The sequence below is a fragment of the Streptomyces sp. HUAS MG56 genome, assembly GCF_058673395.1.
In genome coordinates this window covers 600,877-626,832 of sequence record NZ_CM178722.1, presented here as the reverse complement: position 1 = coordinate 626,832, position 25,956 = coordinate 600,877, and the positions used below count along the sequence as shown (strand labels likewise).

The window sequence follows — 25,956 nt, the reverse complement described above, 5'->3', positions numbered from 1 at the left end:
CCGGTCTCCGCTCACCTGGTGTCCCCGCCGCCACTCCCGCCGAGCGCGGCCCGGCCCGCCTCCAGCCGGGCCACCGGGACCCGGAACGGCGAGCAGGAGACGTAGTCCAGTCCGACGCGGTGGAAGAAGTGGACGGACTCCGGGTCGCCGCCGTGCTCGCCGCACACGCCGGTCTGCAGCTCCGGCCGGACCGCACGGCCCTCCTCGACGGCGATCCGGACCAGCCGGCCCACACCCTCGCGGTCGAGCGTCTCGAACGGCGAGGCGGCGAAGACTCCCTTGTCGAGGTAGGCGGAGAAGAACGCGGCCTCGACGTCGTCGCGGGAGAAGCCCCAGGTGGTCTGGGTGAGATCGTTGGTGCCGAAGGAGAAGAACGCGGCCTCCTCGGCGATCCGGCCCGCCGTGAGCGCGGCCCGGGGCAGCTCGATCATCGTGCCGACGGGGCAGTCGAGAGGCACGCCGGTCTCCTCGCCGACCTCGGCGAGCACCCGCGTCACCTCCGCGCGGGCGAGCCGGAGCTCCTCGACCGAACCGACGAGGGGCACCATGATCTCCGCCCGGGGCGAGCCGCCCTCGCGCACCCGCTCGGCCACCGCCTCGCCCACCGCTCGCACCTGCATCGCCACGAGCCCGGGGACCACGAGCCCGAGCCGTACGCCGCGCAGGCCGAGCATCGGATTGTCCTCGTGCATCCGGTTGACCGCGGCGAGCAACTCCACGTCGCGAGGGTCGGTCCCGCGCCCCGAGGCCTCGGCGGCGGCGACGCGGACGGCGAGTTCGGTGCGCTCGGGCAGGAACTCGTGCAGCGGCGGGTCGAGGAGCCGGACGGTGACGGGCAGGCCGTCCATCGCCCGGAGGATGTCCGTGAAGTCCTGCCGCTGGAGCGGGAGGAGAGCCGCCAGGGCCCGGTCCCGTTCCTCCTCGGTCCGCGCGAGGATCATCTCCTCGACCAGCGTGCGGCGTTCGCCCAGGAACATGTGCTCGGTGCGGCACAGCCCGATGCCCTGCGCCCCGAACCGCCGGGCCCGCGCCGCGTCCTCGGCGGTGTCGGCATTGGCCCGCACCTCCAACCGGCGTACCGCGTCGGCGTGTTCCAGGGCCCGGGCGACCGCGGCGACCAGACAGTCCGCCTGCTCGCCGCACTCCAGATACCGCATCGTGGCGGAGGCGACGAGCGGCACCGACCCCGCGTACACGGCACCGGTGGAGCCGTCCACCGAGACCACGGTGCCCTCCTCGACGACCGTGCCGTCACGTGTGGTGAAGCGCCGGGCCTCGCCGTCGACGGTGATGTCCTGCGCGCCGCACACACAGACGCGGCCCATGCCACGGGCGACGACGGCCGCGTGACTGGTCTTGCCGCCCCGGCCGGTCAGCACTGCCCGGGCGGCGACCATGCCGGGCAGGTCCTCGGGGGTGGTCTCCTCGCGCACCAGCACCACCGGCTCACCGTCGGCGGCACGCCGTACCGCCGACGCGGAGTCGAAGACGGCCGCACCGGCCGCCGCACCGGGCGAGGCCGGTACACCGTGGGCGATCTCCGGGCCGGCCGCGCGGGTGTCGAAACGGGGGAACATCAGCCGGCCGAGTTGGTCACCGTCCACCCGGCGCAGCCCCTCGTCGGCCGTGACGAGCCCCTCACCGACCAGTTCCGCGGCGATCGCGAAAGCGGCCTCGGCGGTCCGTTTGCCGACCCGGGTCTGCAGCATCCACAGGGTGCCGCGCTCGATCGTGAACTCGATGTCGCACAGGTCGCGGTAGTGCCGCTCCAACGTCTGCGCGTGGTCGCGCAACTGCCGGTAGGAACGCGGGTCCAGCCGCTCCAGCTCGGCCAGGGACACGGTGTCGCGGACGCCGGCGACGACGTCCTCGCCCTGCGCGTCCGGCAGATAGTCGCCGTACAGGCCGGGCTGTCCGGTGGCCGGGTCGCGGGTGAAGGCGACGCCGCTGCCGGAGTCGGGTCCGAGGTTGCCGAACACCATGCGCTGCACGGTGACGGCCGTACCGAGGTCGTCCGGAATGCGCTCCCGCCGCCGGTACAGGCGGGCCCGCTCGGCGTTCCAGGAGCGGAACACCGCGCGGACCGCCAGCCGCAACTGCTCGGCGGGGGACTGCGGGAAGTCGCGGCCCGTCTCGTCGCGGACGAGGTGCTTGTACGTCTCCACCAGCCGGGCGAGGCCGAAGGCGTCCGGACGGAGGCCGTCGGGGGTCTCACACGTATCCCTGAACAGCGTCATGGCCTGGTCGAACAGGGCCGGGTCCACGCCGAGCACCGTGCTGCCGAACATCTGGATGAGCCGGCGGTAGCAGTCCCAGGCGAAGCGCTCGTTTCCGGACACCTTTGCCAGGCCGAGCACGGAGGCGTCGGTCAGACCGATGTCGAGGACGGTCTCCATCATGCCGGGCATGGAGAAGCGTGCGCCGGAACGCACGGAGACCAGCAGCGGATCGTCGGGCTGCCCCAGCAGCCGACCGGTGGCCTCCTCCAGCGCCGACAGGTGCCGGGACACCTCCTCCGTCATGCCGTCCGGCTCCGCACCGGTGGCCAGAAACACGCGGCAGGCCTCGGTGGTGACGGTGAACCCCGGCGGCACCGGCAGCCCCAGCCGGGTCATCTCGGCCAGGTTCGCGCCCTTGCCGCCGAGCAGGTCGGCCATGGCCCGGTCGCCGTCCCGGAAGGCGTACACGTAACGAACCATGGCGCAGCTCCTCGGCCGTACGGTCTGCGTACCCCTCCAGCGTCGGTCCGGACCGGTCGGCGGGGGAGGTGCCCACCGTCCCGGTGACCGGGCCGTTCGGCCCACGGCCGGTGCGGGCGGGCCGGGCGGTTCCGGCAGGGTGGCCGGTTGCCGCGACCATGTGTGCCGCCCCGCGCGGGGCGGGATACGGTGGACACGACCCGGCGGTGCCGGGTCCGTGAACCGAGGGACCGGGAGGAGCACGGTGGGATCTCCCGACAAGCCCCGCGATCTGCTGCCGCAGCTGAAGCTCGACGAGTTGCTGGACGAGCTGCAGTCGCGGATCGATGCTGTCCGCGGTACCCGGGACCGCGTGCACAGCCTGCTCGGAGCGGTCCTCGCCGTCGGCCGTGACCTGAACCTGGAACAGGCCCTGCACTCCATCGTCGAGGCCGCCGCGACCCTGGTGGACGCCGAGTACGCGGCCCTCGGCGTCATCGGCCCGGACGGCAGGACCCTGTCGGCCTTCCACACCATCGGGGTCAGCGACGAGCAGATCGCCGAGATCGGCCCCTTCCCCGAGGGCCACGGCATCCTCGGCGAGCTGATCCGCCACCCGGAACCCCTGCGCCTCGAAAAGATCTCCCAGCACCCCGCCTCGTACGGCTTTCCGGCCCGTCACCCGGCGATGAACAGCTTCCTGGGCGTTCCGATCCGGGTGCGCGACCAGGTCTTCGGCAACCTGTACCTGACCGAGAAGCGCGGCGGGCTGGAGTTCGACGAGGAGGACGAGTCGGTCCTGTCCACGCTGGCGTTCGCCGCCGGTGTCGCCATCGACAACGCCCGCCTGTACGAGGACTCCCGGCTGCGCGAGCGCTGGCTGAGGGCGAACGCGGACATCACCCACAGCCTGATGTCCGGCAGCGACCGCGCCGTGGCGCTGAACCTGATCGCGGAACGGGCCCGGGAGATCTCCGGCTCCGCCCTCGCCGCGGTCGCCATGCCGCTCGCGGGCAGTGGGCTGCTCAACGTGGAGATCGCCGTCGGCGTGGACGCGGAGGCACACCGGGGACTGGTGCTGCCGTTGGACCGGACGCTGATGGGTCTGGCGTTCTCCGCCGCCGCCCCGGTCACCAGCGACGACGTCACCCGCGACGAGCGGATCTCGCCCGAACCCGCGCGCTTTCAGGGGCTCGGCCCCGCCGTGGCCATCCCCATCGGCACCGGCGACGACGGCGCGCGCGGCGTGGTGCTGCTGTGCCGTGAGACCGGCCGGCCGGTCTACTCGGGCAAGGAGACGGAGATGCTGCGCGGCTTCGCCGCACAGGCCGCGATCGCCATGGAACTGGCCGAACGCCGGCAGGACGCCCAGCAGATCGCCGTCCTCCAGGACCGCGACCGGATCGCCCGCGATCTCCACGACCTGGCCATCCAGCGGCTGTTCGCCACCGGCATGACCCTCCAGAGCGCGGGCCGCTTCATCGAGCACCCCGAGGCTTCCGAGCGGGTGCTGCGGGCCGTGGACGACCTGGACGAGACCATCAAGATCATCAGGTCGGCGATCTTCGGCCTGCGGGCCCGCGAGACCACCGCGGCCGAGGGCCTGCGGGCCAGGGCCGTCCAGGTGGTCGGCGAGGCCGCGCAGGTGCTGGGCTTCGCGCCCAGCGTGCGCATGGAGGGCCTGCTCGACACCGACGTGCCGCGCGAGTTCGCCGACCATGTCGTGGCCGTGCTCTCGGAGGCGCTGACCAACATCGCCCGGCACGCGCACGCCAACCGGGCCGACGTGGTGCTCACGACCGACAGCCGCGGGGTGCGCCTGAAGGTCTCGGACAACGGCGTGGGCCTCGCGGCCGGTGGCCGGCGCAGCGGGCTGCGCAACATGGCCGAGCGGGCGGAACAACTCGGCGGGACACTGGACATCAGCGGCCCCGCGAGCGGTGGAACCGTCCTGGAGTGGCACGTTCCGCTCCCGCCCCTGATCTAGTCAGTGCGCGGCCGACGGGGCCGAGGGGGCGGCGTGTCGGGCCCACTCGGCCCATGACGCGGGCGGCCCGGGCGTCGCAGCCTTGAAGGTGTCCCGGGACGGCAGCCGAGCCCATGGAGGACGCCATGAACGGCACTCCGACCGTCGTGAACGACGTGATGACCCACCGGGTCGTCGCCCTGCGCACCGGCGCTGTCTTCAAGGACATCGTGCAGGCCATGCACGAGTGGCGGGTCAGCGCTCTGCCGGTGCTGGACGACGGCGGAGTGGTCGTGGGCGTCGTGTCCGAGGCCGATCTGCTGCCCAAGGAGGAGTACAGCGACGACGTCACCGGACGGTACGGGCAACCGGGGCGGGCCGCCGACGCGTACAAGGCGGACGCGGTGACCGCGGGTGAGCTGATGACCGCCCCGGCCGTCACCGTGCGAGCCGACGCCCCCCTCGCCCACGCAGCGCGCCTCATGGCCCGCACCGGCGTCAAACGGCTTCCGGTCGTCGGCCTCGACGGCGCCCTGAAGGGTGTCGTCAGCCGCTCCGACCTGCTGAAGGTCTTCCTGCGCGCGGACGCCGACATCGCCGAGGAGGTACGGCGCGACGTCGTCGTACGGCTCTTCGGCCCGCGCGCGGACACAGTCCGGGTCGAGGTGCACGACGGCGTCGTCGCACTCTCCGGGCGGGTCCGCGAGACCTTCCTGATCCCGCTGGTCGCCCGGCTCGCGCGGACCGTGCCGGGCGTCGTCGACGTGCGGTGCACACTGACCGGCCCGCCCCGGCACCCGGACCTCGACCCCGGCCTCCCCGGCACCGGGCGGGCCCGCACGGCGTGACGCGGCGCCGCCGGCACAGGGCAGGAGGCGGCGACGATGGCAGGAACACCTCCCGCGACCGTCAGCCCGGTGCGGCTGTGGCGCTGGCGCCGCAACCCGCTGCGGCGCCACAGCGACGTCGTCGAAGGCTGGGTCGTGCTCGTCATCTGGATGCTCACGATCCTGGCCGGAGGCGTCGCCGGGGCAGTGGCCGCGCAGAGCGTCGACCGTTCGCTCGGCGTGCACGCGGTGCACGCCGTCCTCACCGACGCGGCGGCACGCACCCCGGTCGGCGCGGGCGGACACGACGACGGCAGGGTGTGGGCCGCCGTCCGGTGGACCGATGCGGACGGCTCGGCGCACACGGGCCGGGCGAAGGTCTCCCCGGGAGCTCCGGCGGGCACCCGGATCACGATATGGACGGACCCGAGGCACCGGGTGGTGTCCGCACCGCTCACCGGCGCCGCGGCGACGCTGGAGGCGGGCATGACAGGCGCCCTCGTCGCCGTGTCCGTCGGCGCCGGGGCCTGGGGCACGGGCTGGGTGGTCCGCACGCGGCTCATCCGGCGGCGCATGGCCGAATGGGACGAGGAGTGGAAGCAGATCGGACCGCGGTGGGGGAACCTGAGCGGCGGGAGCGGGGGTGCCGGGGGCAGAGGCTGAACGGCGGGGTGACCATGCGTCCCCATGGGGCCGACGACAAGGTGCCGTCGGCCCCGCTCGACGTCTGTCTCCGGATCACCCCTCCCCGGCCGCGGTGAGCCGGCAGTCCACGCCCACCAGGCCCTCGACGCCACGCACCAGCCGGGCGGCGAGCGCAATGTCCGTGACGTCCTGGACCCGACCGGTCAGCGTCGCGACGCCGTCGACGACCGTGATGTGCACGGGCTCGACCGGCGCCGGGAACAGCACGTCGACGATGTCACGCCTGATCTCGTCGGCGAGGTCGTTGTCCGGGCGCAGGAACACCTTCAGCAGATCCGCCCTGCTCACGACGCCTTCGAGCATGCCTTCGGCGTTCACCACGGGCAGCCGCTTGACGTGCCGGAGCGCCATGATGCGCGCCGCTTCGGCGAGCGTGGCGTCGGCGTGCACGGTGACGGCCGGCGCGCTCATCAGGTCCTCGGCGGCCACCGCCCCGGCCTTGGCCAGGTCGGCCAGCCGGCGTCGCTGGGTGAACCGGTCCGGGTCGCTGCCCCGGAACTCCTCCTTGGGCAGCAGATCGGCCTCGGACACGAGCCCGATCACCCGCCCGTCGCCCTCCAGCACCGGAAGCGCGCTGACCTGCCACTGCTCCATGCGCTCGACCATGTCCTTGAACCGGGCCCTGCGGCCCACGGCGACGACGGCCCGGGTCATCACGTCACTGACCCGGTGCGGGGTGGTCTCCATGGTCTCCTCCTCGAAGGGCCGGGCGGCTATGCCGGCTCTCCGCTGCCGTAGGGGGCGTACAGATCGAGCAGACGGACCCGGGACGCGTGCAGGCGCTGGGCGACCACCTGTCCGACCCAGACCGCGATCGCCCGGCCGAACGCGGCGTCCTCGGCGCACAGCGTCCGTACCGCCTCGGCATCGAACTCCCAGGCCCGCACCGGGCTCGTCGCCTCCGCACCCAGGTGCCAGAGGCACGGCGGGAAGTGCCAGGACCAGCCGACGAGTTCGCCGTGTCCGAGGGTTTCGATCACGGCGGCACGGCGGCCGGGCACGTGCAGATCGAGGGCGACGTTGCCGGTGCGCACGATCCAGAAGCGGTCGGCACGCCGGCCCTCCTCGAACAGCCGGGTCCCGGTCTCGAAGGAGACCTCGCGGGCGAGCCGCATCAGCCGCTCGCGATACGCGGGGTCGAGAGCTGCGTTCATGGTCGTCGCGGAGGTCATCGCACCGGCTCCCTTCGTGGCGGTCACCTCCAGCCTCGGCGCCTTCGGCGCCCGCCGCCACGGGCCGCCAGGACCCGGCCCGGGGCCCTTCGGCCCATGCCGCGCGGCCCAAGGGCGCTTCACGGTGCGGCAGGTGAGGGTTCCGGAGCAACACAGTCCGGGCCTCCGGCGCCGCCCGTGCGCCCTGCCCGGCGCCTCTCAGCCAGGTCGAGGGCCCGTTGCGCGAGCCACAGGTCGTGGACGGCGCTCGGGGAGCGCAGCAGGGAGCGTTGGAGCAAGGCCTCGCTCCGGGCGAGACGTTTGCGCACCGCGGACGTCGAGAGGGACAGCGCGGCGGCCGTCGGGCCGATGCGTGCGTCGAGCCGCAGCCAGGTGGTGAGCGTCTGCGCGGTGCAGTCCGGGACGCCGGGCGTCTGTAACGGGCGGAACTGGCGTTGTGCCCAGGCCACGACGTGGGGAAGTGCAAGGAGTTCGTCCAAGGAGGGCGCCGCCCCCACGGTGTCCGTCGCGCGGGGCTGCGGGCCGGGCGGGATGCCGGCGGCGATGGCGCGGAGGGCGAGGGCCAGCGCGGCTTGGTCGTGGAGGCGGTTCAGGTCGAGGCCCAGGAGTCTCTGGACGTGGGTGAGGCGCGCCGTCAGGGTGTTGCGGTGGATCTTCAGGTGTGCCGTCGCACGGGAGGAGAAGCTGAGCCAGGAGGCCGCGGTGGCCAGTAGTTCCCTGCCGTCCGGGTCCTGTGAGCGCCGTGCGGAGTGGGTGTACAGCGGCGTGAGGAGGACAGCGGCCCAGGCCTCCGCCTGGGGTCCGATGGTGAGGGCCAGGTCGGGGTCGGCCGCGAACGAGGCGTGCCGTTCGGCGCGTTGGCGTGCGGCGGCCAGTGCGTGGAAGGCCTGGGCGTATGCGGTGGCGGTGTCGCGTAACGGCAGCGGGTCGCTCACTCCGATCCAGCAGGTGTCCGTCACGGAGCGCAGCCAGACCGGCTCGGCGGCGATGCCGGGGTGCGCCTCGGGACCGGCGGGCTCCAGTACCGCCAGGTGATCGGCGTACACGGGGCACGGCACGACCCACGCGTCGTCGACCGCGGCGGCCAACGCGTCCGCCACCGCGCGGCGTATCGTGGGCGGTCCCTCGACGACGTACAACCGCATCAGGTCGGGCAGTGCGGGGCGCAGCGCCCCGGCGACCTGGCGTGCGGCGCTCACCTGACCGTTCATCAGCAGATGCAGGACGGCCTCGCGCGTCCGGGCATCGGCGAGCCGGAGCGACCGCTGCTGCTGCCGGGCGTGCTCCAACTGCCAGCACAGGCTCAGACAGGACGTGGCGTCCGCGAGCAGGAGCCGCAGACCGGGCGGCGTCGGCCCGCGCAGCACGGCGGCGAGGAGCGGTGTGCGGACGCCCGGCGGGCCGTCGAGGGGAAGGACGAAGCACACGAGGTCTTCCTCGTCGATGGCCAGGGACTTGAGCCCCCGTGCGGTGATCTCCCGTACCCCGTGCCGTACGAGAGCGTGCTCCGCCCTGCCGAGGGGGAACCGGAGCGGGGACGTCACGACGCCCGAGCGGTCCACCAGGAGGACGGCTGCCCCGGTACGGGCCGCCAGCCAGCGGAGCAGTCGCGCGGTGCCGCCTTTTCGGGCGGCACGCTGCATGTTCAGCACGTCCTCGGCCCGTCGGGTCCGTTCGGCCGTTGCCGTGGCGGTACGCGGATCATCACCGTGCATGTCACTCCCCCGAGAGACATCCGAGTCGGTCAGGCCAGAGAGTAGCCGGGCGCTGATGGAGGTGAACAACGGGCTCGCCGTGCCGTCCGGCACGCGCAAGCCGTACTGCGCCGATTCCTCAGGGCGGGGTTTCGCCAGTCAATTGCACGATTGCGCAATTATGTGGCTATGCTGCTGAAGGTTTGAAGAGGCACCTCGTTCGGTGAGGCGTCTTCGCGGACACAGGCCACCGGGAAGACGCCGTGAAGTGCCAAGGCGCCGACGAGTTGGGGTGTGCCGCCCGCCGCGCGCGGACCGGTCCGCTCCTTGAAACCCTGGCTCATTCGGTACGTCCCGGGGCACCGTCCCCGCGCCCCGGGCCGGCCCGAACCGCATCCGACACATTTCTCACCGGAGGCCGCTCCCCATGCTTGTCGCTCTCGACCACGTCCAGCTCGCCGCACCGCCCTCCAGCGAGGACCGCCTGCGGTCCTTCTACGTCGATGCGCTGGGCCTGGTCGAGATTCCCAAGCCGCCGGTGCTGGCCAGGCGCGGCGGCGTCTGGTTCGCGACCGCCGACGGCTGCGTCCAGCTCCACCTGGGCATCGAGGAGCCCTTCCGTCCGGCCAAGAAGGCCCACCCGGGACTTCGGGTGAAGGACATCGACGCCTTCGCCGGGCGGCTGGCGGCGCACGGCGCCCCGGTGGTCTGGGACGACACCCTCCCCGGTCATCGCCGCTTCTACAGCACGGACTCGGTCGGCAACCGGCTCGAATTCCTCGAACCCCTCACCTGACCCGCACGCCACCCGAGCAGATTAGGTAGACTGGTCTACCTAATCTGGAGGGAAGGGTCGTCATGAGCAAGACCGGCGCTGCGGCAGCACGGTCCACAGAGAGGCGGCGGCCGGCGCGTGAACGGCTGCTCGCCGCCGCGGCCCGCCGCTTCTACGCGGACGGCGTGTCCGCCACGGGCATCGACACGATCACCGCGGACGCGGGCGTGGCGAAGATGAGCCTCTACAACAACTTCTCGTCCAAGTCCGACCTGGTGAGGGCCTACCTCGACGCGCGGCACGAGGAGTGGCTCGGTCTGTACCGGCGCCGCCTGGAAGAGGCCCCGGACGCCCGCGAAAGCGTGCTCGCCGTCTTCGACGCGTATGCCGATCACGCGGCCTTCGCCTACGAGCACGGGTTCCGGGGCTGCGGCCTGCTCAACGCCGCCGCCGAACTGCCCGCCGGGGACGAGGGGCGCGCCGTCGTGCGCCGGCACAAGGAGCAGGTCGAGTCCCTGATCGCCGGACACCTGGAGCAACTCCTGCCCGACCGCCCCGAGGAGGCGCGTGCGGTGGCGGAGCATCTCGCGTTCCTCCTGGAGGGCGCGATGGCCCGGGCCGGCCTGGAGGGTGTGGACACCCGCCTGCAGCACGCGCGGACCATGGCGGCCGCCCTCCTGGACCGACTGTGACGCCGCCCGCCGGACGCCCGGCCCGCTCGGTCGGCATGGGATCGCTCTGCGTGCTGCTGGCATCCGTGCTGTGGGGCACCACCGGCACCGCCGCGACCTTCGCCCCCGACGTCGGCCCCCTCGCGATCGGCGCCGCCGCGATGGGCCTGGGCGGCCTGCTCCAAGCCGTCATGGCCGGCCCCCGCATCGCCGGGGAAGCCTCCGCGCTGCGCGAGCGTCGCGGTGCGGTGCTGCTCGGCGCCCTGGCGGTGGGCGTCTACCCGCTGGCCTTCTACAGCTCCATGCATCTGGCCGGAGTCGCCGCCGGAACCGTGGTCTCGATCGGTTCGGCCCCGCTCGCCTCGGCCCTCGTCGAACGCGTCGTGGACAGGCGCCGGCTCACGCGCCGCTGGACGGTCGGTGCGGTGCTGGGCCTGTCCGGTACGGCGCTGCTGTGCGTGGCGGAAGCGGCCGAAGCGGCCGGTGAGCACACCGGCGCCCGATCCGCGGGGTCGACCGTGCTCGGCGTCGGGCTCGGCCTGGTCGCCGGTTTCACCTACGCCCTCTACTCCTGGGCCGCCCACCGCCTGATCAGCCGGGGCATCAGCTCCCGCGCCGCCATGGGCGCCGTGTTCGGAGCGGGCGGCCTGCTGCTCATGCCGGTACTGCTGGCGACCGGCGGTCCGCTTCTCGACTCATGGTCCAGCACGGCCGTCGGCGCCTACATGTCCCTGGTGCCCATGTTCCTCGGCTACGTCCTGTTCGGCTGGGGTCTGGCGCACGTGCCGGCGAGCACCGCGACCACGCTGTCGCTGCTGGAGCCCGCCGTCGCCGCCGTACTGGCCGTCCTGGTCGTCGGTGAACGCATCCCCACGCCGGGCTGGATCGGCATCGCCCTGGTCGTCTGCTGTCTCGCCGTGCTCACCATGCCGTCCCGCCGGGCGGCGGCGCGGGAAGCGGACGACGACGGCCCGGCCTCTCCGGGCCGCGACGGCCTCCCGGCGGGCCCGGACGGAGTGCACCGCGAGAGCGCGCCCTTGTCCGAGGAAGCGCGGGACGAGTTGGTCGGCCGCGCCGGCGGCGGGTAGCGCCACGGCCGTGGCCGGGCGCCCCTTCGGTGCCCGCGCCGGCAGCACGCGGCGTGCGCGGCCGTCTCCGCGGTGAGCGTCGCCTCATGCCCTGGGCCGTGGCGCCCGGCGGACCGCCCGCCGGCGGCCTGCGGTGCCCGGGCGCCGTCACCCCCGGCCACCGCCGCCCGGAGCCGTCAGGGTGTGGGCGATGAGGTAGTCGACGGTGTCGGTCGGGCGCCGCCGCTGCCGCAGAGCGGCGCGCTGCCGGACCGCGCCGGTGCCGTGCAGGTCGAGCCGGGAGAGCAGGGAGTCGAACAGGGCGCTGTCGCCGTGCCGGTCAAGCGCGGGGCGGATCCAGTCCAGCAGGCTGCGCATCCGGCGCGAGGACGGTGTGCGCAGGCGGGAGACCGGGTCGAGAGCCGTACCCGTGAGGCCTTCGCGGGCCGAATGCCACGATGCCGCGCGCAGCAGATGGGGGTCGGGGCGTGGGGCGGACCGACCGGAGCGGACTTCGGCCAGCGCGGTGGCGGCCGCCGCGCGAACCAGGGCGGCGAACAGTACGGTGTCGTCCACGGTCAGGGCCGCGTCGGCGACCCGCACCTCCAGGGTGGGCAGGTGGTGGGAGGGTCTGATGTCCCAGTAGATCCCCCCTGCGTCGAGTACCACACCGGTGCCGATCAGGGTGGCGACGAGGTCGTCGTAGTGGTCGGCCGACTCGAAGTACGGCGGGGGCCCGGCGGCCGGCCAGCGCGCCCAGCACACGGTGCGCCAACTGGCGTGGCCGGTGTCCCGCCCGCCCCACAACGGCGAGTTCGCCGCCACCGCGATCAGCACCGCGATCCAGGCCCGCAGATGATTGCTGACCCGGACGGCCTCCTCACGGCTGTCCATCCCCACGTGGATGTGACACGCACAGCACACCTGCTCCTCGTCCAGCGCGCCGAAGGCCCGCGCACTGCGCTCGTACCGGTCACCGGGCATGAACGGCGGGGCACCCGCGGGGGAGAGGACCGGGGTGCCGCTGGAGACCAGCCCGGCCCCGTGGGCGGAGGCCGCGCGGGACAGGTGCAGCCGGTTGGCATAGAGCTGTTCGGCGAGCGTGCCCAGATCCCGGTGGGGGTCCGTGCGCGTCTCGACCTGATAGCGGGTCAGCTCCGGGGCGACCCGGTCGTCGAGCCTGGCCTCGGCGGTCGCGATGACCGGCGCGGCCACCGGCGTCAGCAGCCGCGTCCGCGGATCGACGAGGAGGAACTCCTCCTCCACCCCCACCGTCAACAACGGCCCCCTCACCCTTGCCACCGGCCCGCTGCCGGTCTCGGGGGCGGGTGATCTCTCGCTGCGGGATATTCGGCTCTCCACAGTCGGGATCCTTCACCGGGCGACCGCCGGGCTCCCGCCGCGAGGGGGAAACGCCGCGAACGAAGCGGCAGATGGCCGAAGAACCCCGGTTCCGTGCCGGCGGAACACCGGTCCGGCTTGGCCCGTACGGTCCGGGCACAGCGGCCCCGCCCCGTGGCCGGCCCGTGTCCGCCCACGGGCGTCGTCCGTGGACCTGCGTCCTTGACACGTAAGTCTCATAAAGCAACTCTGGAGGTCAAGATTACAATTGACGAGGAGGCGGGCGGTCTTGGAATGGACGGGCGCGTGCTACGCGGACACACCCACGACCGAGGTGCGGGTATGGATCGACGCCTCACCCGACACGGTGTGGGCCATGGTCAGCGACATCGAGCTGATGCCGGGCATGAGTGAGGAGCTCCGGTCCGTGGAATGGCTAGACGGGGCGGCCGGTCCCGCGGTGGGGGCGAGGTTCGTCGGCCGCAGCGAGCACGAGGCGCTCGGCAGGTGGGAGACGACGTCCCACGTCATCGAGTGTGAACCGCGGTCCGTCCTCGCCTGGGCGGTGGAGGATCCGGCCCATCCCTCCGCGGTCTGGCGTTTCCGGCTTCGGCCCAGGGACGGCGGGACGGAACTGTCGCAGTGGATGCAATTGGGCCCCGGGCGTTCCGGGCTGTCCATGGCGATCGACCGGATGCCGGAGAAGGAACAGAAGATCGTCTTCGTGCGCATGCGCGAGTTCGAGCGCGCCATGACGCACACGCTGGCGCAGATCAAGCAGCGGGCGGAGGCGTGATGCGGACGGCCACCACCATCGAGGCCTCGGGCGGGGAATCCTGGTCCGGCCACACGGACTTCGTCGTCGAGGCCGAGAAACTGGGTCTGGACATCTGCTGGGTCGCCGAGGCGTGGGGCTCCGACGCGCCCTCGGCCCTCGGCTACTACGCGGCACGAACCGACCGGCTGCTCCTGGGGTCCGGCGTGATGCAACTGGGCACACGGACGCCGGCGGCCGTCGCACAGACCGCCGTCACCCTCTCCAACCTGTCGGGCGGACGCTTCCTGCTCGGTCTCGGCGCATCCGGCCCCCAGGTGATCGAGGGACTGCACGGAGTGCCCTTCGCCCGGCCGCTCAGGCGCATGCGCGAAACCGTGGAGATCGTGAAACGGGTCCTCGACGGCGACCGACTCTCCTATTCCGGCGCGGAGTTCACGATCCCGCTGGCCGGCAGCGAGGCCGTCCCGATGCGACTGTCGATGCGCGCCGAGTACGACATCCCCGTCTACCTGGCGTCACTGTCCCCGGCGATGCTCCGCCTGACCGGCGAGGTCGCCGACGGCTGGCTCGGCACCAGCTTCGTGCCCGAGGGCGCGGCCGACGCCTACTTCGCCCACCTCGACGAGGGGTTGGCCCGCAGCGGTCGTACCCGAGCGGACCTCGACGTCTGCCAGGGCGCCGAAGTCGCCTTCGCACCGGATGCGGACGCGCTCCGCCACATGATCGCCGGACGCAAGAAGGAACTCGCCTTCAGCCTGGGCGGCATGGGGTCGGCGTCCACCAACTTCTACAACAACGCCTACAGCCGACAGGGTTGGGCCGAGGCCGCGGCCGAGGTGCGCGAGCGGTGGCAGGGCGGTGACCGGGACGGCGCCGTCGGTCTCGTGACCGACGAGATGGTGCTCGGTACGACGCTCATCGGCACGGAGGACATGGTCCGCGAGCGGCTACGGGTCTGGCGCGACGCGGGCGTCACCACCGTACGCCTCTATCCGGCCGGAGAAACCCTGGGCGACCGGCTGGACACCCTGGCCAGGGCGATCGAACTGGTCCGTGAGGTCGACGTGAGCCCTGAGCCGTCGCAGAGCGGCTGAGACACCTGGCGCACTTGCTTCCCCGCATACGTGTGTGATCGGCGTCCCGCGAGCGCCGGATCCGGACGCCGAGATCACCCGGCGTCCGGATCCGGCGCCCCTTCCCCCGACTCATCCAGCCGGAAACGCCGCCGGACGGCCGGCCGGTCGAGAAGTCGCGCGGGATAGCCGGGGCCGGGCCGTGCGGTGACGTCCTCCCAGGCGAGGGGCTCCTTGCAGTGCGAGCACACCACCTCCCCGTGGGCGTCATGACCGCAGGTCTCGTGCCGGGTGATCACCGGTGCCCCTTCCTCGTCCGCGAGCCACCGGTCGCCCCACCGCGTCATGGCGAGGATGACACCGTAGAAATCGCGACCGGACTCGGTCAGCACGTACTCGTGGCGCACGGGCTGTGTCTCGTACACCCGCTTCTCCAACAGGCCCGCCTCCACCAGCCTGCGCAGCCGCTCCGCCAGCGTGTTCCGGGCGATGCCCAACTCCTGTTGGAACGCGTCGAACCGGCGGATCCCGTAGAAGGCCTCCCTCAGCACCAGGGGAGTCCACCAGTCGCCCAGCAGATCCATGGTCCTGGCCACCGAACACGGCCAGTTCGCGAACGACGTGCGTCTCATACGGCGATGGTACGAGTCTTCTCGTGAGACTCAGCAGCCGGCGAAGGTGATCGTGCAGATCGCGGGGAACACACCCCACACTACGTCTGGTGCCTCGGCGAGCCGAGCCGGGCAGGAGACCAGGGAACCAGGAGAAGAAGCATGGGCATCGAAGCCGGATCCGGCTCCCTCCCACACGTTTCCGGAGCGGGGTGGCCGGTCCCCGAAGCCGGTCACGCACTGGTGGAGCGGTGGCGTGCGGCGGGCGGCGAACTGGTGGAACTGCTGTCCGAGGTCCGCGAGCAGTTCGGCGGCGTCGCCGCGTTCCGCCTGGGACCGGCCCCCACCGTGCTCGTCACCGACCCGGAGGCGGTCCAACACGTACTCGCCAGGCACCCGGAGCGGTACGTCAAACGGTCGCACCGCGCCCGCCTGCTCATCGGCGACGGGGTCCTGTCCGCCACCGGTGCCGCCTGGAGGCAGCAACGCCGGTTGCTGCAGAGCCAGTTCACCGCCATCGGCATGCGGCGCTACGAACGGCGGATCACCGAGGCCGCCCGGACCACCGCCGGACGCTGGGCCGCGTACGCCCGTACCGGGCAGTCCTTCGACGTCGGGCAGGAGATGCGGCGCTTCGCGTTGGACACCATCTGGCGCTCCCTCACCGGGCACCCCCTCGACGACGAGACCGATCGTGAACTGGCCGCCGTGGCTTCCGTGGCAGCCGCGCTGCCGACGCTGCCGGCTGACGTCCGCCACGCCCAGGACGCCGTCGCCGCCGATCTCGCCCGGATCGACGCGGTCGCCCGGCACGCCATCGAAGCCGTGCGCAGCGGGTCGACCGGGCCGGACGGCCCTGGCCTGCTGCACGTCCTGATCGACGCCGCGGCCGAGTACCCCGCGTACACGGACCGGCTGATCCGCGACGAACTGGTCACGCTGCTCGTGGCCGGGCACGAAACCACGGCCACCACCCTGACCTGGCTCTACCTGCTCCTCGACGCGAATCCCGCTGCCCGTGAGCAAGCCCTCGCGGCGGGCGGTGAAGGATCGGAGCGACGCCGCGAGGCCGTCCAGGCTCTCGTCCATGAGACGCTCCGGTTCTACCCGTCCGGCTGGATCCTGCCCCGCCACGCCACCGAGGACGACACCCTCGCCGGCTACGCCGTCGACGCGGGTACGGACATTCTGGTCTGCCCGTACCTCACCCACCGTGACCCCCGACTGTGGTCGGATCCGGACCGCTTCGATCCGCTGCGCTTCACCACCCCGGACGCCCGCCCCACCCGGCCCGGCGCGTACTACCCCTTCGGCATCGGCCCCCGCGCCTGCCTCGGCATGCAGTTCGCACTCCGGGAATCGACGGTCCTGCTCGAACACCTGCTGCCGCACCACACACCGGTCTTCAGCTCCACCCCCGAGAAGGCCGCGTACGGCATCACCGTCCGCCCGGACGGCCCCACACCCGCCACCCTGCAACCGTCACTCGCGTGAGGCGCGTGTGGTACGAGACGGTTTCCCGCGGGGCGCGCAGGGCGCGACTTGACTTCGAGTGCACTCGAATTCGTAGCGTTCCGGACATGAGCACTGCACAGCACAAGATCGGATCCGGTTTCGGCGCCACCAGCACCGCCGACGACGTCCTGCACGGCATCGATCTGACGGGCAAACTCGCCCTCGTCACCGGCGGCTACTCGGGGATCGGCCTGGAGACCACCCGGGCGCTGGTCAAGGCCGGCGCCCACGTGGTCGTGCCCGCCCGCCGCCCGGCCACGGCCGAACAGGCACTGGCCGGCATCTCCGGCGTCGAACTGGACGAGCTGGACCTCGGCGACCTGGAGAGCGTGCGCGGCTTCGCCGAGCGGTTCCTCGCCTCCGGGCGGACGATCGACATCATGATCGACAGTGCCGGGATCATGGCGTGCCCGGAGACCCGGGTGGGCCCCGGCTGGGAGGCCCAGTTCGCCACCAACCACCTCGGTCACTTCGCCCTCGTCAACCGTCTGTGGCCCGCGCTCGCACGCGGCGGCGCCCGGGTCGTCTCCGTCTCCTCCCGTGGCCACCACTTCTCCGGCATCCGCTGGGACGACATCCACTGGCGGCAGGGCTACGACAAGTGGGAGGCCTACGGTCAGGCCAAGACCGCCAACGTCCTGTTCGCCGTCCAGCTCGACAAGCTCGGCCGGGATGCCGGCGTCCGGGCCTTCGCCCTGCACCCCGGTGGCATCATCACCCCGCTCCAGCGGCATCTGCCCAAGGAGGAGATGATCGAGCGGGGCTGGATCGACGAGGACGGCAACGTGCTCAACCCCAAGGGCTTCAAGACCCCGCCGCAGGGTGCGGCCACCCAGGTGTGGGCGGCGACCTCGCCGCAGCTGGACGGGATCGGTGGCGTCTATCTGGAGGACTGCGACATCGCCGAACTCGCGCCGGAGGGCGACGCCGGGCCCCTCGGCGTCAAGGAGTGGGCGATCGACCCGGAGCAGGCGGCCCGGCTGTGGGAGCTCTCGGCGGAGCTGACGGGAGTCAACGCGTTCCCCGCCGCCCCCGCCGAGGACTCGCTGTAACTTCCGGGAACCCGTGGCCGGTTCGACGACCGGGCGAGATCCTCGGACACGGCCCACAGCCGTCCAGGGCGTAGGGTGCGACGCCGGCGACCGGCTCGGCCTCGGCACGGTCCTCGAAACAGCGGCCGGTGATGCCTTCCACCGTCGGCGATGCCGCCGGCGGCGCCGAGGCCGCGGCGCCCTGCGCCACCTCTTCCGCGGCGGCAGCGCGATGGCGCCCGAGGCGATGAACTCGGCCACCTCACGCATGTCCATGTGCGTGGGCCGGGCGAGCGACCGCGTCACGAAGGTTCCGAGGCCCCGGCGCAGTTCGACCAGGCCGGCCTGCTTCGTGCCGCGGTAGGCCCGGAGCACGGTGTTGGGGTTGATGGCGGTCGCCGCCGCACCTGCTTGGCCGTGGGCACCCTGTCCCCGACCTTCAAGACGCCCATCCGGAGCGCCCGCTCGGTCTGCTCGACGATCTGCACATAGGCCGGGCGTGGTGGATGCCCGACACCGATGTCAAACGCCGAGGGGTGCGCGAGCCCGCGAAGCATCGTGGGCGGTGCCTCCGGCGGGACGAGGTCGCGCCCCGAGATGCCGTCGGTCGTGAGTGTGAAAACGTGTAACCGTGAGATGAACCGGAACGGCGTCCAGGCGAGGAAGGCCGGCGCGCTGCCCGCTCGGCGGTGGAACGGACCTGCGGCCGGAGTGCCGTGGAGTGCCGTTTGGCCCCTGCGGGCGGGAGTCCGACGACAGGGCCCAGGAGGTGCAGCACCGTGCGCGAGATACGCGAGATGGCATCGGTGACCGGGGTCGGACCCAAGATGCTGGCGGACGTCAAGCCGCCGTTCATTCCCGAGGGCGCTTCGGGGATGACCGTCCTCGTCGAGTGGCCTCCCGGTGACCCCGGGACTCCTCCGCACCGCCACTCGGGGCCGTGTTTCGGCTACGTGATCGACGGCGCGGTCCGGTGGGAGCTGGAGGGCGAGCCGGAGCGCGTGATCAAGGCAGGTGAGACGTTCTGGGAGCCCGGTGGTGACGTGATCCATTACCAGGACGGCAACGCCCTGTCGGACGCGCCGGCCAGGTTCGTCCTGGTCATGATGTGCGCCCCGGGCCAGCCGATGCTCACCCTGGTCGACGAGGACGAACTGAAGAAGCGGGCCCATCTGCGCGCCCCACGTCCCACCGGCTGACCTGCCGCCTGATCTCACAGGCCGGGCCCCGCGAAAGCCACCCCTCATATGGTTTCATTCGATACCGTATCGAATGAGTGGATGGCTGGTAATGTTCCCTCATGGCTGCCAATGCTCCTCGTCAACCCGCCGTCCCGCGCGCGACCGACCGCCCTGGGGACCGGTCGCCCTTCGCGCTGGGCTTGTTGCTGCGCCGGGCTCACTGGCGTGCTGCCGCGCTGATGGGGGAAGCGCTTCGGCCGCTCGGCATCGAGTTGCGACATTTCGCCGTGCTGATCGTGCTGGTCAACCACGGGCCCACGGTGCAGCGGGACCTGGCGGCGGCGACCGGGTCGGACAAGGCGGGAATCATGCGGGTCGTGGACGACCTGGAGCGCAAGGGTCTGGCCGTACGCAAGGCCGTTCCGGGGGACCGGCGGGCGCGGGCGGTGGAGATCACCCCTGAGGGAATCGAACTCTTCGATGCGGCCCACGTGGCCGCCGAGCCGCTGGCCGAGCGTCTGGTCGCCGAACTGGCCGCCCGGGAGCCCGAGCAACTGACGGAGTTGCTGACCCGGCTCGCCCATCCCGTGGACGGCGAGGCGTAAGGGCGCCCGCGCGCCGGTTTCCGGCCGCGCCGGTCGCGACGCGCGAACCACCGAGAGCCGAGATCCACGCCGAGATAGTTGAGCTCGATACGGTATCGAGTGATACTATCTTGAGCGTAACGAAGCTGAACTCGTTGAGTGGATGGAGGCGGGCGATCATGGACGTCTATGAGGCCGTCACGAGCCGACGGGCGGTGCGCGCGTTCACCGACCGGCCCGTGCCGAGGGAAACGCTGGAGCGGGTGCTGTCCGCCGCGGCCTGGGCGCCGTCCGGATCGAACATCCAGCCGTGGCGCGCCTACGTGGTGACCGGCGGGCCGCTGGCCGAGATAAAGAAGCGCGCCGGCGAACGGCTGGCCGCAGGCGACCCCTGGGACGAGCGGGAGTACGAGATGTACCCGCCCGACCTGAAGTCCCCGTACCGCGAGCGCCGATCCGACTTCGGCAAGGTGCGCTACGGCGCACTCGGCATCGCCCGCGAGGACTGGGAGGCGCGCCGGAGGGCCGCCACCGAGAACTGGAACTGTTTCGGAGCCCCCGCCGCCCTGTTCTGCTACATCGACCGCGACCTGGGCCCGGCCCAATGGTCCGACGTCGGCATGTTCCTGCAGACCGTCATGCTGCTGCTCCGCGCCGAAGGTCTGCACAGTTGCGCGCAGATGGCGTGGTCGGAGTACCGCAGGACCGTCGCGGAAGTCCTGTCACCGCCGGAGAACCTCGTCCTCTTCTGTGGCATGGCGATCGGATATGAGGACGTCAAGGTCCATGGTGAGCGCACGGGCCGGGCGCCGCTCGACGAGACGGTCACGTTCGTCGACGGACTCTGACGCGGCCCCTCCTCGGTCGGTCCACAGGTGCGACGGGCTGATTCATGCCCCGCCCACACGACGTTCCGTATGCCATATTGCGCACGTAATCCGGACGAAAGGTATGTCATGAAGATCGCAGTCATCGGGGGTACCGGACTGATCGGGTCGCAGGTCGTCAAGGACCTGAACGCGGCCGGACACGAGGCGGTACCGCACTCGAAGTCCACCGGAGTCGACATCATCAGCGGTCAGGGGCTGGACGAGGCGGTGGCGGGAGCCGACGTCGTCGTCAACCTGACGAACTCCCCGACCTTCGACGAAGCCTCCCTGGCCTTCTTCCAGACCTCGATGGACAACCTCCTGGCCGCGGCCCGGAAGGGCGGTGCCGGCCACTTCGTCGTCCTCTCGATCGTCGGCGTGGACCAGGTGCCCGAGCTGGACTACTACCGCGCCAAGCTGCTCCAGGAGAAGATCCTCGCGGCCGGGCCGATCCCCTACTCGATCGTGCGGGCCACGCAGTTCATGGACTTCATGGACGCGGTCCTGTCCTGGACGGCCGACGCCGACACCGTCCGGCTGCCCGCCACGCCCATCCAGCCCATCGCCTCCAAGGACGTGGCCGCCGCGGTGGCGGAGGTCGCCGCGGGGGCCCCGCTGAACGGCATCCGGAACGTCGCCGGCCCCGAGATCTACCCCCTGGACGAGTTGGGCCGGATGACCCTGTCCCGCAAGGGCGACAAGCGTACCGTCGTCACCGACCCCACGGCCGGCATGTTCGCCGCCGTCAAGGGCGACGTCCTCACGGACAGGAACGCCCACCTCGCCCCCACCAGCTACACCGAGTGGCTGTCCTGACATCCCCGCCCGCGCTGGATCCGCGGCGCGCTGGGGTTCACAGGTCGTTCAGCAGTACCGCCGCCCCGTCGAAGCGGCCCGCCTTCAGATCGCTCAGTGCCCGCTGCGCCTCGGAGAGCGGGTAGGGATGTGTGGTGGCCCGGACGCCGTACCGGGCCGCCAGTGCCAGGAAGTCCCGGCCGTTGTCCCGGGTGTTCGAGGTGACGCTGCGCAGTTCCTTCTCGTAGAACAGCTCGCTCTCGTAACGCAGCACCGGGACATCGCTGAGATGGATGCCCGCGACCGCCAGGACCCCTCCCCGGTCCAGTGCCCGCAGTGCCACCGGCACGAGCTCGCCGGCCGGTGCGAACAGGATCGCCCCGTCCAGCGGCTCCGGCGGCTCGTCGTAGGCCCCGCGGGCCGACGCACAGCCCAGGTCGAGGGCGAGCCGTCGCGAGGCCTCGTCGCGGGTCAGGACATGGACCGTCGCTCCCTGTGCCAGGGCGACCTGCGCGCACAGGTGGGCGCTGCCGCCGAACCCGTACAGTCCGAGACGCCCGCCCGGCGGCAGTGACGTCCGCAGCAGTGCCCGGTAGCCGATGATGCCCGCGCACAGCAACGGTGCGAGCGCGACGTCGTCGACGTCCGCAGGCAGCCTGTAGGCGAAGGCGGCCGGGACGGTGGTGTACTCGGCGTAGCCGCCGTCGGCGTCCCAGCCGGTGTACTCGGAGCCGGGGCACAGGTTCTCGTCCCCGCGCAGGCAGTACCGGCAGGTGCCGTCCGTACGGCGCAGCCAGGCCGCTCCCACGCGGTCGCCGGCCGCCCACCCGCTCACACCCGCACCGACGCCGTCGACCACGCCGACCACCTCGTGGCCGGGCGTCACCCCGGCCCGGCGCACCGGCAGGTCACCCTCGGCGACGTGCAGATCGGTACGGCACACACCGCACGCCCGCACCCGCACGAGCAGCTCACCGGATCCCGGTTCCGGCACGGGCCGCTCGACGAGCCGCAACGGCTCCTGCTCGACAGGCCCCGGCCGGGCCACCACCCATGCACGCATCGGCTGTGCCCCCTGTCCTGTGCACGCCTCCCCTTCCAGTGTGGTCCAGCATGACGGCCGGCGCGCGGTACCGCCCCGCTGGTCGTGGCGGAGGCGTGGGGTGAGGCGAGGTAGACGACCAGGTTGGCGATCACCTCGGGCTCGATGCGGGGATGACGACGGCCGAGTCGCTGGCGAGGTTCAGGACGCGTTCCCCCGTCGAGGCTGCGTTCCGCCGGATGCGGTCGGGGAGGGGTGACGGACTCGGAGATCACGATGGTGCCGTCGCTCAGGCGGCCCCTGGCGCCGCGACGCCTTCTGCGCCGGGGTACGCGCCATATGCCTCGGCGATTCCCACGAACGTCTCGTCACCATGGCGATGTGCGGGCGAGGGACGACAGCGAGTTTCATGACTGCCCGTCATGCACGTTGCCACGGGCGGACGTTACGGGGAAGGCGTTGGCCGCGGGGTCGTGGTCGGTGAGGGTGAAGCCCCGCGCGCGACCCGGTCATGGTCGAACACGTCGTCGCCGACCCCGCCGGCCCGTCGCCGATGGGCATCTCCTGCGGGCGGTGCGGCGCTTGACGTCGGCGGCCTGCGCATCGGCAGCCAGGACACCGTGAAGACTTCCTGGTTCCGGCAATGGATTCCGGCGCCTTCCCCGCGATGATCTCCGGACGTAGTCCGTGTTCTCGACCCCCACAAGGAAGGCCCACACATGAGACTGACCCGCGCTGCCCTGGCCGTCGCGGCCACCGCGCTGACGCCCGCGCTCCTGATCGCGACCCCCGCGTCCGCCACCCCCGCGCACCACCCGGCCGGTGCCTCGACCACCTCCGCGGCGGCAAGGTCCGACGCGGACGGATCGACCACCCCGGTGGACGAGATGTCCGACGACGAGGTACGGATCGCGATCATGCGCATCATCGCCGACCCGGGCACCGGCAAGGCGGTCTACGCCGCCGCGCAGAAGGCCATGGACGGCACCATCGAGGACCAGCGGAACTTCCTGAGGACCGGCCGGTCGGCGGCCCGGGCGGAGGACGACCGCGTCGCCGTCTTCCGGATACTCGCCGTCGCTCGCCAGAACAACGACAAGGCGGTCGTCAGGGAGGCCACCAAGGCCCTCGACGACGGCACGCCGGCCGCCCTGCGCGCCTTCCTGGAGACCGGCTACCGCCTCGCCCGGGCCGAGGACGACCGCGTGGCGATCTTCCGGATCCTCGCCGATCCGGCCACCGGCGCGGCACTGCGCACGGCCGCGGAGCGGGCTCTCGACGACGGCACGCCGGAGGCGTTGCGGTACTTCCTGGAGCATGGCCGGTACAAGGTGGGCGCCCAGGGGAGGATGACGAGCGCGGACGCCGCACGCCGCCGTTCCCGCTGATCCAGCCGGGAAAGGCGAACTGCGCCAAGGGAGTTGAGCCGTCGGCCGCTCAGGTCCTGGCCCCTGGAAAATGGTTCGCAGGCTTGGCCGAGCACTGGCACAGTGGCGCACCATGGATGACTCCGAGCTCCTGACGGCTGCGGATGTACAGCTCATGCAGAGCCTGGCGCAGCGGGTCACTGCCGTCCGTCCCGACCTGGTCAACAGCGACGCGTCGTACGGCGAGCTGGCCTGGATCTGGGGCAAGGGGCACGCACGCGCCGGCGAGAGCTGGCTCCGTCGGCTGTGGTTCTCCGGTGCCGATCTGGTCGCGTGGGGCTGGGCTCGACTGCCGCACCGGGCGAGGCGGAGCGACGGGTCGGTGGCGGACGTCACCAGCGCCTGTCTGGTGTACCAGGTTCATCCCGGCCACCGCGAGCTGGTGGACGAGGTGATCGGCTGGTACGACGCCGTGGCGCCCGGCGTCGAGCGCACGGTGGTGCCGGCCGCTGGCGATGAGTTCGCCCTGACGCGATGGGCGGCACACGGTTATCACACCGATCCGGACTCGCTCGGCGACACCGGTTCCTGGACCCAGCTCAACGTGCGGGACCTCGATGTCCTGGAGCAGCCGGTGCTGCCGGACGGTTTCCGGTTCCGCACGGCCGACGAGGCCGGGGCACGGGCCGCGGTCCAGGCTCATGTGGACGCCTGGGCTCCGACGACGTACACGGCCGAGGCCTACGAAGGTGTCCGGCGGACACCGCCGTACCGCGGCGACCTGCACCTCCTGGTGGAGGCACCGGACGGAACGATGGCCGCATCGACGATCATGTGGCTCGACGAGGCGAACCGGACCGCCGAATTCGAGCCGGTCGGCACGCATCCGGACTACCGGCGGCTCGGGCTGGGCCGCGCGATGCTGCTGCACGGGATGCACCTGGCCCGGGAGGCCGGTGCCGGTCACATGACGGTCGCCTGTCTGGGTGCGCCGGGGCATCCCGAGGCACGTGGGCTGTACTACGGCGTCGGGTTCCGTCCGTTCACACGCGACGAGCCGCTCATCAATACCGGGGCCTAGGGCGCCCGAGTCCTCAGCCGCCCCCACTCCCGGTTCGCCCCCCGACCCGGGCGAGGGTTCCGGAATCGCCCTCGGCCGGGCCGCTGCCGACACCTCCGAGGGGCCTGGAGACGTGACGCCACCCATAGGAGCCAGATCACATCCTATCCGGGATCGTAGGACCGGAGCGGTGTGAGCTGGGAATAAATACGTCATAACCCATCATTTCCGACATTGCCACGATGTGGCGTAGTACGTCACATCATTGCGCTCGGCCGGGTCCGCCGCTAACCATTGCTGTCGTTGCCGGGACCAAGCGACGGACCGAGCGGATTCCCGCCGGGACCGTCACTCCCACCCGCAGCACGGGGCCCAGCCCCACGCAGCCGTCAGAGGCGGCCTGCACCGACCATGTCCCCCACGAAGGGTTACTTCCGCATGACCATGACCGCCCGCACCCGCATCGCCCGCCTGCGCACTCTCGCCCTCACCGGCATCACCACGACCGGCGCCGCAGCCGCGGCCCTGACCCTGATGCCGACGACCGCGCAGGCCGCCGAAGCGACGCAGGCGCCCGCCTCCCACGCGGTCACGGCCTCCAAGAAGGTCGCGGGCAGCGAAAGCCGTACCACCTCCCGGCAGAAGTCCGGCACCAGCGGCAACCTCGACGGCTGGATCAAGCAGGCCCTCGGCATCATGAAGGCCAAGGGCATCCCGGGCAGCTACGACGGCCTCAAGCGCAACATCATGCGCGAGTCCGGCGGCAACCCCGCCGCCCAGAACAACTGGGACGTGAACGCGCAGAAGGGCACCCCCTCCAAGGGCCTGCTCCAGGTCATCGACCCCACCTTCAACGCCTACCACGTCTCCGGCACCGCCCAGAGTGTCACGGACCCGGTCGCCAACATCACCGCGGCCGCCAACTACGCCGCCCACCGCTACGGCTCCATCGACAACGTCAACTCCGCCTACTGACCCCGGAGTCGGACGACCACCGACGGCGCACCGCCACCACACAGGACCGACGCGGTGCGCGCGGGAACACGGACGCCGCGGGGCCAGGGCCGGCCCGAGCAGGCGCACTTCAGTGCCCGAAGGCTCGAAGCTGCCGCAGCCGGAACCCGCCAGGCATCGACTCTGCCCGCACATTGCCC

The 25,956-nt window shown here is 72.0% G+C and carries 24 protein-coding genes and 1 pseudogene; 17 read left to right on the top strand and 8 right to left on the bottom strand.

The annotated features are described in order from the left end of the window. Positions 1 to 11 precede the first annotated feature (11 nt). Positions 12 to 2,699: a pyruvate, phosphate dikinase gene (gene ppdK, locus AC4OXY_RS03090; RefSeq protein ID WP_376295410.1), complete on the bottom strand. Its 2,688-nt coding sequence runs from the start codon at positions 2,697 to 2,699 to the stop codon at positions 12 to 14. Positions 2,700 to 2,943: 244 nt separating this feature from the next. Between ppdK and AC4OXY_RS03085 the strand changes: the two genes are divergently transcribed. From AC4OXY_RS03085 to AC4OXY_RS03075, 3 genes are all read left to right on the top strand, one after another. Next, on the top strand, positions 2,944 to 4,665 hold the full coding sequence (locus tag AC4OXY_RS03085; protein ID WP_491993072.1) for a sensor histidine kinase: 1,722 nt from the start codon (positions 2,944 to 2,946) through the stop codon (positions 4,663 to 4,665). Between the two features lie 125 nt (positions 4,666 to 4,790). Next, a complete protein-coding gene (locus AC4OXY_RS03080) occupies positions 4,791 to 5,492 on the top strand; it encodes a CBS domain-containing protein (RefSeq protein WP_356036331.1) in 702 nt (233 codons plus the stop codon). Between the two features lie 36 nt (positions 5,493 to 5,528). Continuing rightward, the gene (locus AC4OXY_RS03075; RefSeq protein ID WP_491993071.1) at positions 5,529 to 6,134 is read left to right on the top strand and encodes an Rv1733c family protein; all 606 of its coding nucleotides are present in this window, start codon (positions 5,529 to 5,531) and stop codon (positions 6,132 to 6,134) included. Positions 6,135 to 6,209: 75 nt separating this feature from the next. Here AC4OXY_RS03075 and AC4OXY_RS03070 read toward each other — a convergent pair whose 3' ends face one another. From AC4OXY_RS03070 to AC4OXY_RS03060, 3 genes are all read right to left on the bottom strand, one after another. Next, positions 6,210 to 6,863: a CBS domain-containing protein gene (locus AC4OXY_RS03070; RefSeq protein ID WP_356036337.1), complete on the bottom strand. Its 654-nt coding sequence runs from the start codon at positions 6,861 to 6,863 to the stop codon at positions 6,210 to 6,212. 26 nt (positions 6,864 to 6,889) lie between these two features. Continuing rightward, positions 6,890 to 7,348 (bottom strand): cyclic nucleotide-binding domain-containing protein, encoded by a 459-nt coding sequence (locus AC4OXY_RS03065; protein WP_356036339.1) that lies wholly within the window; start codon positions 7,346 to 7,348, stop codon positions 6,890 to 6,892. A gap of 119 nt (positions 7,349 to 7,467) precedes the next feature. Continuing rightward, positions 7,468 to 9,063, bottom strand: a complete 1,596-nt coding sequence (locus AC4OXY_RS03060) for a helix-turn-helix domain-containing protein (protein ID WP_491993070.1) — start codon at positions 9,061 to 9,063, stop codon at positions 7,468 to 7,470. 406 nt (positions 9,064 to 9,469) lie between these two features. Here AC4OXY_RS03060 and AC4OXY_RS03055 point away from each other — a divergent pair, with 406 nt between their 5' ends. From AC4OXY_RS03055 to AC4OXY_RS03045, 3 genes are all read left to right on the top strand, one after another. Continuing rightward, positions 9,470 to 9,838, top strand: a complete 369-nt coding sequence (locus AC4OXY_RS03055; protein ID WP_356036345.1) for a VOC family protein — start codon at positions 9,470 to 9,472, stop codon at positions 9,836 to 9,838. A gap of 62 nt (positions 9,839 to 9,900) precedes the next feature. After that, a complete protein-coding gene (locus AC4OXY_RS03050; protein ID WP_491993069.1) occupies positions 9,901 to 10,509 on the top strand; it encodes a TetR/AcrR family transcriptional regulator in 609 nt (202 codons plus the stop codon). A 50-nt stretch (positions 10,510 to 10,559) separates the two neighbouring features. Beyond that, positions 10,560 to 11,576, top strand: a complete 1,017-nt coding sequence (locus tag AC4OXY_RS03045; RefSeq protein ID WP_491993068.1) for a DMT family transporter — start codon at positions 10,560 to 10,562, stop codon at positions 11,574 to 11,576. Positions 11,577 to 11,723: 147 nt separating this feature from the next. Here AC4OXY_RS03045 and AC4OXY_RS03040 read toward each other — a convergent pair whose 3' ends face one another. Further along, on the bottom strand, positions 11,724 to 12,827 hold the full coding sequence (locus AC4OXY_RS03040; protein ID WP_356036385.1) for a carboxylate-amine ligase: 1,104 nt from the start codon (positions 12,825 to 12,827) through the stop codon (positions 11,724 to 11,726). Positions 12,828 to 13,185: 358 nt separating this feature from the next. On the opposite strand from AC4OXY_RS03040, the gene AC4OXY_RS03035 reads away from it, so the two are divergent. Together AC4OXY_RS03035 and AC4OXY_RS03030 are read left to right on the top strand one after the other, a co-directional pair. After that, complete coding sequence (locus tag AC4OXY_RS03035; protein WP_356036353.1) at positions 13,186 to 13,692, top strand: SRPBCC family protein; 507 nt, start codon at positions 13,186 to 13,188, stop codon at positions 13,690 to 13,692. After that, positions 13,692 to 14,768: an LLM class flavin-dependent oxidoreductase gene (locus tag AC4OXY_RS03030; protein WP_491993067.1), complete on the top strand. Its 1,077-nt coding sequence runs from the start codon at positions 13,692 to 13,694 to the stop codon at positions 14,766 to 14,768. The genes AC4OXY_RS03035 and AC4OXY_RS03030 overlap by 1 nt, the downstream gene beginning before the upstream one ends. A gap of 74 nt (positions 14,769 to 14,842) precedes the next feature. On the opposite strand, the gene AC4OXY_RS03025 is transcribed toward AC4OXY_RS03030, so the two are convergent. Further along, entirely contained in the window at positions 14,843 to 15,379 is a 537-nt protein-coding gene (locus AC4OXY_RS03025; RefSeq protein ID WP_376295420.1) for a winged helix-turn-helix transcriptional regulator, read from the bottom strand. Positions 15,380 to 15,520: 141 nt separating this feature from the next. Here AC4OXY_RS03025 and AC4OXY_RS03020 point away from each other — a divergent pair, with 141 nt between their 5' ends. Together AC4OXY_RS03020 and AC4OXY_RS03015 are read left to right on the top strand one after the other, a co-directional pair. After that, positions 15,521 to 16,852: a cytochrome P450 gene (locus AC4OXY_RS03020; protein WP_491993066.1), complete on the top strand. Its 1,332-nt coding sequence runs from the start codon at positions 15,521 to 15,523 to the stop codon at positions 16,850 to 16,852. A gap of 86 nt (positions 16,853 to 16,938) precedes the next feature. Next, positions 16,939 to 17,925: an SDR family NAD(P)-dependent oxidoreductase gene (locus AC4OXY_RS03015; protein ID WP_356036364.1), complete on the top strand. Its 987-nt coding sequence runs from the start codon at positions 16,939 to 16,941 to the stop codon at positions 17,923 to 17,925. Positions 17,926 to 18,186: 261 nt separating this feature from the next. Here AC4OXY_RS03015 and AC4OXY_RS03010 read toward each other — a convergent pair. After that, positions 18,187 to 18,461, bottom strand: a pseudogene (locus AC4OXY_RS03010) (GntR family transcriptional regulator); the annotation flags it as partial. A gap of 240 nt (positions 18,462 to 18,701) precedes the next feature. On the opposite strand from AC4OXY_RS03010, the gene AC4OXY_RS03005 reads away from it, so the two are divergent. From AC4OXY_RS03005 to AC4OXY_RS02990, 4 genes are all read left to right on the top strand, one after another. Then, complete coding sequence (locus AC4OXY_RS03005; RefSeq protein WP_356036388.1) at positions 18,702 to 19,103, top strand: cupin domain-containing protein; 402 nt, start codon at positions 18,702 to 18,704, stop codon at positions 19,101 to 19,103. 101 nt (positions 19,104 to 19,204) lie between these two features. Beyond that, a complete protein-coding gene (locus AC4OXY_RS03000) occupies positions 19,205 to 19,690 on the top strand; it encodes a MarR family winged helix-turn-helix transcriptional regulator (protein WP_491993065.1) in 486 nt (161 codons plus the stop codon). Positions 19,691 to 19,848: 158 nt separating this feature from the next. Further along, complete coding sequence (locus AC4OXY_RS02995) at positions 19,849 to 20,517, top strand: nitroreductase (protein WP_356036369.1); 669 nt, start codon at positions 19,849 to 19,851, stop codon at positions 20,515 to 20,517. A gap of 108 nt (positions 20,518 to 20,625) precedes the next feature. Further along, positions 20,626 to 21,354 (top strand): SDR family oxidoreductase, encoded by a 729-nt coding sequence (locus AC4OXY_RS02990; RefSeq protein WP_356036371.1) that lies wholly within the window; start codon positions 20,626 to 20,628, stop codon positions 21,352 to 21,354. 37 nt (positions 21,355 to 21,391) lie between these two features. Here AC4OXY_RS02990 and AC4OXY_RS02985 read toward each other — a convergent pair whose 3' ends face one another. Further along, positions 21,392 to 22,396, bottom strand: a complete 1,005-nt coding sequence (locus tag AC4OXY_RS02985) for a zinc-binding alcohol dehydrogenase family protein (protein WP_402065419.1) — start codon at positions 22,394 to 22,396, stop codon at positions 21,392 to 21,394. A gap of 698 nt (positions 22,397 to 23,094) precedes the next feature. Here AC4OXY_RS02985 and AC4OXY_RS02980 point away from each other — a divergent pair. The 3 genes from AC4OXY_RS02980 to AC4OXY_RS02970 all read left to right on the top strand — a co-directional run bounded on the left by AC4OXY_RS02980 (position 23,095) and on the right by AC4OXY_RS02970 (position 25,777). Then, a complete protein-coding gene (locus AC4OXY_RS02980) occupies positions 23,095 to 23,763 on the top strand; it encodes an ALF repeat-containing protein (RefSeq protein ID WP_402065417.1) in 669 nt (222 codons plus the stop codon). A 112-nt stretch (positions 23,764 to 23,875) separates the two neighbouring features. Then, on the top strand, positions 23,876 to 24,823 hold the full coding sequence (locus AC4OXY_RS02975) for a GNAT family N-acetyltransferase (RefSeq protein ID WP_491993064.1): 948 nt from the start codon (positions 23,876 to 23,878) through the stop codon (positions 24,821 to 24,823). Positions 24,824 to 25,240: 417 nt separating this feature from the next. Further along, on the top strand, positions 25,241 to 25,777 hold the full coding sequence (locus tag AC4OXY_RS02970) for a transglycosylase SLT domain-containing protein (protein WP_402065757.1): 537 nt from the start codon (positions 25,241 to 25,243) through the stop codon (positions 25,775 to 25,777). The last annotated feature ends 179 nt before the right edge of the window (positions 25,778 to 25,956 follow it).

Bases quoted from the DNA above. Each gene is read 5' to 3' on its own strand.
- ppdK (WP_376295410.1), bottom strand. From the start codon at position 2,699: ATGGTTCGTTACGTGTACGCCTTCCGGGACGGCGACCGGGCCATGGCC.
- AC4OXY_RS03080 (WP_356036331.1), top strand. From the start codon at position 4,791: ATGAACGGCACTCCGACCGTCGTGAACGACGTGATGACCCACCGGGTC.
- AC4OXY_RS03075 (WP_491993071.1), top strand. From the start codon at position 5,529: ATGGCAGGAACACCTCCCGCGACCGTCAGCCCGGTGCGGCTGTGGCGC.
- AC4OXY_RS03070 (WP_356036337.1), bottom strand. From the start codon at position 6,863: ATGGAGACCACCCCGCACCGGGTCAGTGACGTGATGACCCGGGCCGTC.
- AC4OXY_RS03065 (WP_356036339.1), bottom strand. From the start codon at position 7,348: ATGACCTCCGCGACGACCATGAACGCAGCTCTCGACCCCGCGTATCGC.
- AC4OXY_RS03060 (WP_491993070.1), bottom strand. From the start codon at position 9,063: ATGCACGGTGATGATCCGCGTACCGCCACGGCAACGGCCGAACGGACC.
- AC4OXY_RS03055 (WP_356036345.1), top strand. From the start codon at position 9,470: ATGCTTGTCGCTCTCGACCACGTCCAGCTCGCCGCACCGCCCTCCAGC.
- AC4OXY_RS03050 (WP_491993069.1), top strand. From the start codon at position 9,901: ATGAGCAAGACCGGCGCTGCGGCAGCACGGTCCACAGAGAGGCGGCGG.
- AC4OXY_RS03030 (WP_491993067.1), top strand. From the start codon at position 13,692: ATGCGGACGGCCACCACCATCGAGGCCTCGGGCGGGGAATCCTGGTCC.
- AC4OXY_RS03025 (WP_376295420.1), bottom strand. From the start codon at position 15,379: ATGAGACGCACGTCGTTCGCGAACTGGCCGTGTTCGGTGGCCAGGACC.
- AC4OXY_RS03020 (WP_491993066.1), top strand. From the start codon at position 15,521: ATGGGCATCGAAGCCGGATCCGGCTCCCTCCCACACGTTTCCGGAGCG.
- AC4OXY_RS03015 (WP_356036364.1), top strand. From the start codon at position 16,939: ATGAGCACTGCACAGCACAAGATCGGATCCGGTTTCGGCGCCACCAGC.
- AC4OXY_RS03005 (WP_356036388.1), top strand. From the start codon at position 18,702: ATGGCATCGGTGACCGGGGTCGGACCCAAGATGCTGGCGGACGTCAAG.
- AC4OXY_RS03000 (WP_491993065.1), top strand. From the start codon at position 19,205: ATGGCTGCCAATGCTCCTCGTCAACCCGCCGTCCCGCGCGCGACCGAC.
- AC4OXY_RS02995 (WP_356036369.1), top strand. From the start codon at position 19,849: ATGGACGTCTATGAGGCCGTCACGAGCCGACGGGCGGTGCGCGCGTTC.
- AC4OXY_RS02990 (WP_356036371.1), top strand. From the start codon at position 20,626: ATGAAGATCGCAGTCATCGGGGGTACCGGACTGATCGGGTCGCAGGTC.
- AC4OXY_RS02985 (WP_402065419.1), bottom strand. From the start codon at position 22,396: ATGCGTGCATGGGTGGTGGCCCGGCCGGGGCCTGTCGAGCAGGAGCCG.
- AC4OXY_RS02980 (WP_402065417.1), top strand. From the start codon at position 23,095: ATGAGACTGACCCGCGCTGCCCTGGCCGTCGCGGCCACCGCGCTGACG.
- AC4OXY_RS02975 (WP_491993064.1), top strand. From the start codon at position 23,876: ATGGATGACTCCGAGCTCCTGACGGCTGCGGATGTACAGCTCATGCAG.
- AC4OXY_RS02970 (WP_402065757.1), top strand. From the start codon at position 25,241: ATGACCATGACCGCCCGCACCCGCATCGCCCGCCTGCGCACTCTCGCC.